This window comes from Phocaeicola sp. HCN-6420, from assembly GCF_037890145.1.
In the GTDB taxonomy this organism is placed as follows: Bacteria; Bacteroidota; Bacteroidia; order Bacteroidales; family Bacteroidaceae; genus Phocaeicola.
In genome coordinates, this window is the sequence record NZ_JBBKBJ010000024.1 from 23090 (window position 1) to 34207 (window position 11118).

The following is an 11118-nucleotide window of genomic DNA, read 5'->3' on the forward strand; positions in this document are numbered from 1 at the left end:
AAAATAGACATGAACAAATCAGCCCTTTTACTCTTTTTATTTACAACCTTGCTTTTCTCATCTTGTGCAACAAGAAAAGACTTAATCTATCTCCGCGACATGGAGGAGCTCAAGGAATATCCGGTTTTCCAAAAATACGAAGCTGTCATCCATCGTGACGACCGCCTCAGCATTACCGTAAGTTGCAAGAATCCGGAACTGACCTTACCCTTCAATATCCCGGGTAGCAGTAACTACAGCGTTGGTCTGGATGGCAATATCACCAGTTCCACCCCTACCAGCGGCGGCGACAATGCCAACAAAGGTTACCTGGTCGATGTAAACGGAGAAATCGATTTCCCGATTTTGGGTAAACTGAAAGTAGAAGGACGTACTCGCGGACAAGTTACCGAATTGATTAAGCAACGTTTGATTGATGAAGATCTGATTAAAGATCCTATTGTCATGGTCAACTTCCTGAACTTCAAAGTGACCGTATTAGGAGAAGTAGGAAGTCCGGGAGTTTATGATATTACCGGTGACCGCATTACCTTACTGGAAGCCATTGCCAAGGCAGGCGATATTAGCGACGATGGTCGTGTAGACCGTGTAGCCGTTATCCGCGAATACGGAAACAAGCGGCGTATTTTGTTCCACGATCTCCGTTCAAGAGATGTATTCAATTCTCCCTGCTATTACCTTCAGCAGAATGACATCGTATACGTAGAACCGTCAGCCAACAAGACCCGCGACAATGCCCAGCGTACCTTCAGTACTTTCAGCATGATTCTGTCATTCATCACCACTATTACTTCTTTAGTCGTATTAGCAGTTAAATAATTCCCTTCAACCTATGATACAAATGAGTGAACAAAAAGACCTCTCTCCCGATAAGAACATCAGCGGAAGCGGTTTCAATATCAACCCTATGGACATGATAATGTACCTGATCAACCGCTGGTACTGGTTTGTCCTGTCGGTTGCAATCTTCGGAGGCTATGCATGGTATCAGTACGCCAAAACTCCTTTCAAATATTCCCGTTCGGCAACGGTCATGATAAAAAATGCCAATCAACGGAGCTACAACGGACTTGAACGCTTTCAGACCATGGCCACTACCAATGTATCCAACGAAATACTTCAGTTCCAGTCACACAACCTGATGCGTGAAGTAGTCAGCCGTCTGAATGCCAATATCTGCTACAAAATGGACGACGGGCTACGCGAAAAAGAATTATACACACAGGCCCCCGTAAAGGTTTCTTTTGCCGAAACAGAAGATTATCAAACAGCACGTGTCAGTGTCACTCCCATTAATGATCACGAAGTACGCCTGACAGATTTTGGTGGCGACATATTACCGGTAGCAGACAAGGCGCTGACAGCCAAGCTCAACGATACCATCCCGACTCCGCTCGGCAAACTGGTAGTCAGTCCCACACTGTATTATGGCAGCAAGTGGTTCGATACTACTATCCATGTAGAGAAAAACAGCATTGATAACATGGCAAGCCTTTTCGGCTCCAACCTGAGCATTAGTCAGGCCGAAAACGATGCTTCCATTTTGTACCTCAGCCTCAACGACTATTCTACTGTCCGTGCTGAAGATGTACTGAACATGCTGATTACCGTTTATAATGAAGAAACCATTAAAGACAAGAACCAGATAGCCATTAGTACTTCCCAATTCATCAATGAACGTTTGATTATCATTGAGAAAGAATTAGGAGGAGTAGAATCCGAAATAGAAAATTACAAACGTCAGCACGAGATTATTGACGTTTCCTCTTCGGCAAGCACATCAGTATCCGACAAAGAACAATACGGTACGCAAGCCACCGAGATGGAACTTCAGATTGAAATGGCTAAATATATCAAGCAATTCTTAGTAGACCCATCCAAAATCACCGGTCTTATTCCATCCAATACAGGTATAGCCGATGCCAATATCGAAGCACAGATTGTACAATACAACACCAACAAGCTGAAGCGTGACAAGCTTATCAAGAACAGTAGCAACAAGAACCCGGTAGTACAGGAACTGAACAATACGCTGCTCGCTATTCGCCAGAACATCATCCGCGATATCGACAACCTGATTGTCAGCATTAACGCAAAACTCAAGGAAGCCCGGAACCGTACCTCCGAAGCACAACGCCGCATCGCCAGCATTCCGACTCAGCAACGTCAGATGCTGTCTATCGAACGTCAGCAGCGTATCAAAGAGGAGTTATACCTCTACCTGCTCAACAAGCGTGAAGAGAACGCACTCAGCCAGGCAACAACTGAAACAGATGTACGCGTACTCGACCCGGCAGGAGGTAGTGACATGCCTTATACTCCTAACGGAAAAAGTATCATTATGGGAGGTGTCATGAAAGGAATCGCATTACCAGCTGTTATTTTGCTCGCCTTTATGTTTTTCGATACCAAAGTACATACTCGTAAGGATCTTGAAGACAACCTCAGTGTACCCTTCTTAGGTGAAATACCATTATCAAAGAGCAAAAAAGAGCCAAGTGCAAAAGGTAAAAAAGGAATTATCGTACGCAGTCAGGGACGTGACATCGCTTCCGAAGCATTCCGTATCGTACGCACCAACATGGAGTTCATGCGTGTAAAGAGCAAGAATCTGCAGGTAGTTACCTTCAGCTCTTTCGGAGCAGGTGCCGGAAAGACCTTTGTGTGCAGCAATCTGGCGGCAAGTATCGCTCAGACCGAAAAAAAGGTCATCCTGATTGACTTGGATATCCGTAAAGGAACCCTTAGTTCACACATCCACCATCACGACAAGGGAATGACTTCCTATCTGTCGGGACGAGCTGAATTGGCGGAAATCATCAAGCACGATGAACTGGTAGACAATCTGGATATCATTCCGGCAGGTCCTTCTGCTCCGAATCCTGCCGAACTGCTGCTCAGTGAACGTTTGGAGGAAATGATTGCCACCCTCCGCAAGCAATACGACTACATCATCGTCGACAATGTACCGGTAGGTATCATTGCCGATGCAGCAATTACTAACCGTATTGCCGATTTGACCATCTTCGTTATTCGTGCCGACCGGTTCGACCGCCGTATGCTACCCGATCTGGAAAAGATTTACCGTACCGGACAACTTAAAAATATGTCCGTTATCCTGAACGGTGCCCATACCAAGAACAACGGTTATGGCTATGGATACGGATATGGTTACGGTTATGGATACGGCTACGAAAACAAGCCGCACAAATGGTACCAGTTCTGGAAAAAATAACCGATAAACAAACGAGATTACATGTTTTTCAGTTTTAAGAAAAAGCATAACCTGGTTCAGTCAGGTATATTGAAAGGAATGACCGACATCCACTCCCACATTCTTCCGGGAGTGGACGACGGCTCCCCCGATAAAGCCACCTCTGTGGAGCTGCTTCAGTTCCTCGAAGAACTCGGTATTACCTCCGTATGGTTTACCCCCCATGTCATGTCCGACATGGAACGAAACACCCAAACCTACCTGACCGAACGCTTCGAGAAATTCCGCACCTGTTACAAAGGTCCAATTAAGATTCATCAGGCAGGAGAATACATGATGGATGCTCAGTTCACCTCCAAGCTACCTTCCGAAGTACTACCTTTGGGAGAAAGACACCTGCTGGTGGAAACCTCCTACATGCTTCCACCAGTAGGAATGAAGGACATTTTGGCTACAGTACGAAAGAACTATTTTCCGGTCATTGCCCATCCCGAACGATATACCTACATGACGATGGACGACTACCGCAACTTGTACCGTACTGACGGATACAACTTACAGTTGAACCTCATGTCATTGTCCGGTTACTACAGCCCCGGCGCCCGTCACGCAGCCGAAGCCCTGCTGGCAGCCGGCATGTATACCTACGTAGGAACCGACCTGCATCACCTGGAGCGATACGCCCCCATGCTGCAAAATATGAAACTCACCAGTGCACAACTGGATGCCCTTAGTTTACTAATAGCAAACAATGAAAATATTTAGCTATATTCTGGCCGGACTGACAACATGTATGACAATAGCAACTGCCCTCATGCCCTGGTGTCCTCCGGTACTCGCAGGTTACCTGTCCCCGTTGGGTTTGCTGGTGATCCCTTTAGCTATATTCAGCTTGTTGGCAACTATAATAGCAGTTTTCTGCCGAAAAAAAGGCATCACCCTGTTGTTTGGCATTTCCTGCCTCCTCAGTCTGTTCCTTACCGGAAAATCCTGGACAGTTTCTTTTCATACAAATAGTTCAGAAGATCATGCCCTTTTACGGATAGTCAGTTGGAATACCGAAGGCTTTCAGCTCAGCAAACAAACCCTACAGGCAAGTGCCGCTTTTATCCGGAATCTTCATCCCGATGTCATCTGTCTGCAGGAACGTCCGCACGACAACCTGTTGCATCGTGACAGCATTTCAGCAGCTTTCGGATACCCTTACCAGGTATTCAACAGCCGCGAAGACGAAGTACTCAATCTGGCAGTATACAGTCGTTTCCCGTTATCGGGTATGAAAGAATATTACTTTCCCGACAGCTATAACAAAGTGTTACAGATAGACCTGCAATGCAATGGAACCATCATTCGGCTGTTCAACATCCACTTGCAGACTACCGGCATGTCGTTTGCTTACCAGGGAAACAACCGCCTGCATACCTACCAGCTTAATGCGGTAGCACGTAACCGTCAGGCCCAGCAATTGGCAGAAGCCATCGCCTCCAGCCCGTACCCCGTTACCGTATGCGGTGACCTGAACGATACCCCCGTATCGTATGCCTACCGGAAACTGACCGCTCAACTGAGCGATTGCTTTCTCGAAGCCGGAAACGGATGGGAAGGAACCTACCAGCCTGCCGGGAATTTATTCCGCATCGATTATACATTCTGCGCTCCAGAACTGAAAACATCAGCTTATCGTTTATATAGCAATTGCTGGAGTGATCACCAAATCCAATACGCAGAGCTACAAATAACTCCGCATAACCCACAATCGTAACCTTTTATGATAGACTTTATACCCATAGCCGATTATACCCCCTTTTTCCATTACAGTATTCTTATACTGGTACTGATTGCTTTCTGGCAATGCAATACAGGTATTGCCCTACATAAAAACATTGTCAGTCTGAATGCCGTATGGGGAGTTCTGTTTACAGCAATCCTTATTTTTTATATGGGACTACGCCCTGTTTCCGGTGCTTTCGGTGATACTATAAACTATGCCCATGGTTTTTACGATATACAACGCTCTTCCGAACCTTTTACCTGGGAATGGGGAACAGATTTTCTTTTTTATAACCTGCATGCCTGGTTTGCCAAATACAGTGATATCCATAGCTTCTTCTTACTATGTGCTTTTATTTATGTAGGTAGTTTGTGGCTGGCCATGCAGCGCATTTTCAAATCCTATTACTACATTCCCCTGTTAGTGATATTCAGCATGTTTACCTTTTGGAATTATGGGGTAAACGGTATCCGAAACGGAATGGGCGCGTCAGTCTTTATTTTGGCAATGACCTACATCAACCATCTCCCCATCGCCATCCTCTTAGGCATCATTGCCATCGGATTTCATAAATCCTGTGTACTTATGGTAGGTGCAGCCGCCATCGCCTGGTTTGTCAAAAACAGCTATCTCTACCTGCTGGCATGGATAGGCTGTGTAGGAGCCTCGTATGCGGCCGGCATGCGCATACAAAGTTATTTGGCAACTTTGAAAATCTTTGGAGAAGATGACCGCTTCTCCGGTTATCTGACAGGAGAAAACATGGTAGGAGAAATCGTCCAAATGAGTATGACCTTCCGTTGGGACTTCCTGCTCTATAGCACCATGGGCGTATTTGTAGGCTATTATTTTATTTTCCGCCGTAATTTCCGCGATGAATATTATCACTGGCTCTATAATACATTCCTGATTACCAATGCCTTTTGGGTATTAGTCATTCGTGCCACTTATAGTAACCGCTTTGCTCAGATATCCTGGTTCATCATGCCGGTTATTTTGATATATCCTTTTATGAAAAAACGCTTCTGGCAAAGTCATGAAAAAATATTAGGAGCAGCTTTATTAGCATTTTATGCATTCGCATTTTATTTTAATATCATTAAAGGTTCAATATGAGTATACAAACAACGAATAAATTAGAAAAAGACAACTGGAGTATAGAAATCAAACCCAAGAAAAAATTGTTGGATGTCGATTTGAAAGACATCTGGCGATATCGGGACTTATACTACATGTATGTAAAACGAGATATTATAACCGTTTACAAACAAACGATCTTGGGGCCTCTTTGGTTTCTTATACAACCCATCCTGACAACCATCATGTATATGTTTGTCTTCGGAGGATTGGCAGGTATCTCGACTGATGGTATTCCTCAACCTCTTTTTTATATGTCCGGTATCCTGTTATGGAATTATTTCAATTCCGCCTTTATGGTTTCTTCCAACGTGTTTACAGCCAATGCAAGTGTTTTCGGGAAAGTATATTTCCCTCGTTTGGTAGTCCCCTTATCCGGTATCACTTCCAATCTCATCAAGTTTGGTATCCAATTAATACTATTCATCGTTATTTACCTGTATTATTACATCCAAGGAGTAAACTTAACAATAAATTGGACCATTATTCTTTTCCCGATTTTGATTCTTATGATAGCCCTTCACGCCATGTCATGGGGACTGATTATTTCAGCCTTGACAACCAAATACCGTGACTTGACCCAATTAGTTACATTCGGAATTCAATTATTCATGTATGTAACCCCCGTAATTTATCCCCTCAGTGCAGCTCCCGAAAAATACCGTATGCTTATATCATTCAATCCCTTAACATCGATATTCGAAACTTTCAAATACAGTTGTATGGGAAGCGGTTCATTAGACTGGATAGGATTAGGTTACAGTTTCATAGTATTACTAATTACACTTTTCCTATCCATTATCATATTCAACCGAGTAGAACGTAATTTTATGGACACAGTCTAATATGTAAATAAAAACATGAGTAATATAGCTATTCAATTCGATCATATAGGGAAATTATATCATTTAGGATTAGTAGGAACAGGAACCCTCTCACACGATTTAAATAGATGGTGGAAAACCACGATCTTGCGAAAAGAAGACCCGTATCTCAAAATTGGAGAAACCAATGATCGCTCCAAAAAGGGAAATTCAGAATTCGTATGGGCATTAAAAGATATCACATTCGATGTACAAGAAGGAGATGTAGTAGGTATTATCGGAAAAAACGGAGCCGGTAAATCAACTTTGCTCAAACTCCTATCCCGAGTTACCTCCCCTACTACAGGAGTTATCCGTGCAAAAGGAAGAATCGCCTCTTTACTAGAAGTAGGGACCGGCTTCCATCCCGAAATGACTGGAAGAGAAAACATATACATGAATGGTTCCATCATGGGAATGACTCGCCATGAAATCAAGCGTAAAATTGATGAAATTATCGATTTTGCCGGTGTAGAAAGATACATTGATACTCCAGTAAAAAGATACTCAAGCGGTATGACCGTACGTTTAGGATTTGCTGTTGCAGCATTTTTAGAGCCTGAAATCCTCGTGGTAGATGAGGTACTGGCTGTAGGAGATGCCGAATTCCAAAAAAAGGCTATTGGAAAAATGCAAGATGTATCGAAAGGAGAAGGGCGTACTGTATTGTTTGTTAGTCATAATATGGCAGCTGTACGAAGTTTATGCAATAAAGGTATCGTATTAAGCAATGGTTGTATCAATTATATTGGTCATGACATTAATGATACAATCAATCATTATTTAAAAATGAGTCAGTCATCTAACAAACAAGAAAATAAAATCGTCAATAATATCGCATGGCATAAATCCGGCTTCCAAGTAACCAATATTCTATTTAATGATACAGATAATAGTTCTTCTACTTTAGAATCTGGGAAAAATACCTTAAATATAACTGTAACAGGAGAATCAGATGAGAATCTATTGGCTGACCTTATGGTTATCATAAAAAATAAAGACGAGGTTCCAATGGCAGCATTAGCAGAAGGACATAATAAAGGAATTTTGACCCCTATCAACAAAGGGAAGTTCACCATCAAAAAACAAATAATATTACCCAAGTATTTAAGTAGTGGAGATTATATCATTGATATCAATATACACCGACCTATGGTAGAATGGTATATGAGAGCTCCTCACTGCGCAGAACTTCATATCGATGGTTACCAAGAGGGATTCGGGAGAGCTCTCAGAGGTAATGAAGAAGGTTTTATGGGTCTTGAAGCAATATCATTAAAATGAAAAAACTATCAATTATAACAATTAATTTAAATAACCAGAGTGGCTTAATAAAAACCATTCAAAGTGTAATATCCCAAACTTTTAAAGATTTTGAATGGATAATTATTGACGGAGATTCCACAGATGGGAGTAAAGAATTATTAAAAAAACATATTCAACATTTTACCCATTGTATCAGTGAGAAAGACAATGGTATTTATAATGCCATGAACAAAGGAGTCAAGCTCGCACAAGGAGAATATATCTATTTCCTCAATTCCGGAGATTATCTTTGCAATAAAGATACACTTAAAAATGTTTTTAACCGTTCCATTACCAGCGATTTTATTAATGGCAATCAAATAAATAATACTTTAATAAATAAACGAGATTTTGGAATACATTCCAACCATATCACATGTTATGATTTATTTTGGGGTAGTCTAAACCATCAAACAACATTTATAAAAAAAGATTTATTTTACAAATATGGTATGTATGATGAGAACCTGAAAGTTGTAGCAGATTGGAAATTTTTCTTTGAAACCATCATTTTACATAACTGTTCTGTTACATACATAAATCAAGACATTGCATATTTTGATAATACAGGGATTTCTCGTAAAGCACTGAATATAATTCGTAAAGAAAGGTCTGAATATTTAAATACTATTTTGCCACAGAAAGTGATTGAAGATTATAAATTTCTTTTTCATATGAATGAAATTAGGAAATACAAATTTTCCAGAGCTTTATATTCACTTTTATATAGAATGGTCATATTATATGAAAAATTTAAATTCAATGTTTAATGCCTAAAGTTTCTATACTAATTCCAGTATATAATTCGGAAAAATATATCAAAGAGTGTATTTGTTCTGTATTGAATCAAAGCTATAAAAATCTTGAAATCATTATAATAAATGACGGATCAACAGATAAATCTTTTGAAATAGCACAATCTTTTCAGGATAACAGAATAAAACTCCTATCTCAAGAGAATAAAGGAGCAGCCTCTGCAAGAAATTTAGGGCTACATTATGCCTCTGGGGAGCTGATACAATTTCTTGATTCAGATGATATCCTTGACAAAAACAAAATAAAAGAACAAATTATACTCTATGATAGCGAAAAAAATAAGGACGATACGTTGTACATTGGAGCATGGAATATTATCAAAGATGGTAAAATAGTATTACCGGAATCTAATCAAACAAGTGTATGGCATGACTATAATAATCCTATGGAAATCTTACTGGATTTTATCTTTAATAAATGCTGTATGCCTCCTATTAGTTACATGATACCTATATCTTTGGTTCATCAAGCCGGATTATGGAACGAAACTTTATCCATGAATGATGATGGTGAATATCTGGCAAGAATCATATCCCAGTCAAAAAGAATAAAATTTTGTTCTCAATCTTTATCTTTTTACAGATCTACTCCCAATAGCTTAAGCAAACGTATATCTACCAAAGCTGCGACATCACAAATCAAATCATTAATAATGACTTCAGAAGTTCTAAAGGGATATCATTCCCCTAGAACTCAAGAGGGCATTTATCAAATGATAACCTCCAACATTTACAGACTGTATCCATACTATAAGATACAAAGAAAAGAAGGGGAAAAATACTTAAAAAAAACACTTGGAGATGTACCTATCAAATATCCATCCCTTAACTATAAAGAGTGGTTATATTATATATTTAAAACTTTAATCAGGCCATGAAACCCAAACTCTTATTTCTTATAGAGTCTCTATCCGGAGGTGGAGCCGAAAAAGTTCTTTCTGTACTCTTGAAACATATAGATAAGACTAAATTCGACATAACTTTATGTACGATTGTTGATACAGGAATATATGCAGCAGAAGTTAGAAAATACGTAAACTACACATCGGTTTTAGGGAACCCACAAAAAAAAGGTTTGTTGGGTAAAATATTATATAAGATTCTGTATTTGCTCATATATAGAATTCTACCTTCTCAGTTGATTTATACTCTTTTTATACCTAAAGGGAATGACATAGAAATAGCTTTTGTTGAAGGCTTTTGCACGAAAATTCTTTCACATTCCACTAATAAAAAAGCTCAAAAGATAGCTTGGGTTCATACTGATTTAATCAACAACCATTGGATTACTTCAGTTTATAAAAATGAGGAAGAAGAAAAACAATCTTATCAGAAATACGATAAAATTATAGGAGTATCCAATACTGCAACAAATGCTATTAATCGATTATATAGCATCAATAACGCAATAACTTTATACAACCCTATAGAGAACGATAATATTATAAAAAGAGCTAACGAATTCATCTCCTTACCTCCCAAAACGCAATCAATCCGAATAGTAACAGTAGGACGTTTTGTCCCTCAAAAAGCATACGACAGATTATTACGGGTAATAAACCGTTTATACGAAAATGGGTATCCCATCGAACTATGGATATTAGGGGATGGCGAGCAACGCCCTATACTGGAAGAATACATACATACACATTCTCTTAATGAAATAGTCACCCTTTGGGGATTCCAAAAGAATCCATATCCATATCTCAAGCATTCTGATATCTTTGTCTGTTCATCAGTCAGTGAAGGATACAGCACAGCTGTAACCGAGGCACTAATTTTAGAGCTACCAGTTATTACAACTGCGTGTTCGGGTATGGATGAATTACTACTAAATGGGAAATGTGGTTTAATTACAGAAAACTCTGAAAGTGGATTGTATGAGGGTATTAAACATGTTTTGGATAATACCAACCTATTGGCTTCATATAAACAAAATATCCTAAAACACCAGGAACGATTTTTATTGTCTAATCAGATGACCCAAATTGAGAATCTTTTTAAGTCCTAACT

General features: G+C 40.0%; 10 protein-coding genes. All 10 read left to right on the top strand.

The features are described from left to right. The first annotated feature begins 9 nt into the window (after positions 1-9). From WKT12_RS12625 to WKT12_RS12670, 10 genes are read left to right on the top strand one after another with little or no spacing between them, the layout of a single operon-like run. Positions 10-819 carry a polysaccharide biosynthesis/export family protein gene (locus WKT12_RS12625; protein ID WP_340319885.1) on the top strand — a complete coding sequence of 270 codons (810 nt, stop codon included), beginning with the start codon at positions 10-12 and terminating at the stop codon, positions 817-819. 13 nt (positions 820-832) lie between these two features. Further along, on the top strand, positions 833-3235 hold the full coding sequence (locus WKT12_RS12630; RefSeq protein ID WP_340319886.1) for a GumC family protein: 2403 nt from the start codon (positions 833-835) through the stop codon (positions 3233-3235). A gap of 21 nt (positions 3236-3256) precedes the next feature. Then, entirely contained in the window at positions 3257-3979 is a 723-nt protein-coding gene (locus WKT12_RS12635; protein ID WP_340319887.1) for a tyrosine-protein phosphatase, read from the top strand. Then, positions 3966-4976, top strand: coding sequence for an endonuclease/exonuclease/phosphatase family protein (locus tag WKT12_RS12640; RefSeq protein ID WP_340319888.1), 1011 nt, complete (start codon positions 3966-3968; stop codon positions 4974-4976). The genes WKT12_RS12635 and WKT12_RS12640 overlap by 14 nt, the downstream gene beginning before the upstream one ends. A 6-nt stretch (positions 4977-4982) precedes the next feature. Further along, positions 4983-6101, top strand: a complete 1119-nt coding sequence (locus WKT12_RS12645) for an EpsG family protein (protein WP_340319889.1) — start codon at positions 4983-4985, stop codon at positions 6099-6101. Beyond that, positions 6098-6967, top strand: coding sequence for an ABC transporter permease (locus tag WKT12_RS12650; RefSeq protein WP_340319890.1), 870 nt, complete (start codon positions 6098-6100; stop codon positions 6965-6967). The genes WKT12_RS12645 and WKT12_RS12650 overlap by 4 nt, the downstream gene beginning before the upstream one ends. 15 nt (positions 6968-6982) lie before the next feature. After that, positions 6983-8269 (top strand): ABC transporter ATP-binding protein, encoded by a 1287-nt coding sequence (locus WKT12_RS12655; RefSeq protein ID WP_340319891.1) that lies wholly within the window; start codon positions 6983-6985, stop codon positions 8267-8269. Further along, a complete protein-coding gene (locus tag WKT12_RS12660) occupies positions 8266-9060 on the top strand; it encodes a glycosyltransferase family 2 protein (RefSeq protein WP_340319892.1) in 795 nt (264 codons plus the stop codon). Before WKT12_RS12655 ends, WKT12_RS12660 begins: the two co-directional genes overlap by 4 nt. Next, complete coding sequence (locus WKT12_RS12665) at positions 9060-9983, top strand: glycosyltransferase family 2 protein (protein WP_340319893.1); 924 nt, start codon at positions 9060-9062, stop codon at positions 9981-9983. The genes WKT12_RS12660 and WKT12_RS12665 overlap by 1 nt, the downstream gene beginning before the upstream one ends. Beyond that, positions 9980-11116 carry a glycosyltransferase gene (locus WKT12_RS12670; RefSeq protein ID WP_340319894.1) on the top strand — a complete coding sequence of 379 codons (1137 nt, stop codon included), beginning with the start codon at positions 9980-9982 and terminating at the stop codon, positions 11114-11116. Before WKT12_RS12665 ends, WKT12_RS12670 begins: the two co-directional genes overlap by 4 nt. Positions 11117-11118 lie beyond the last annotated feature (2 nt).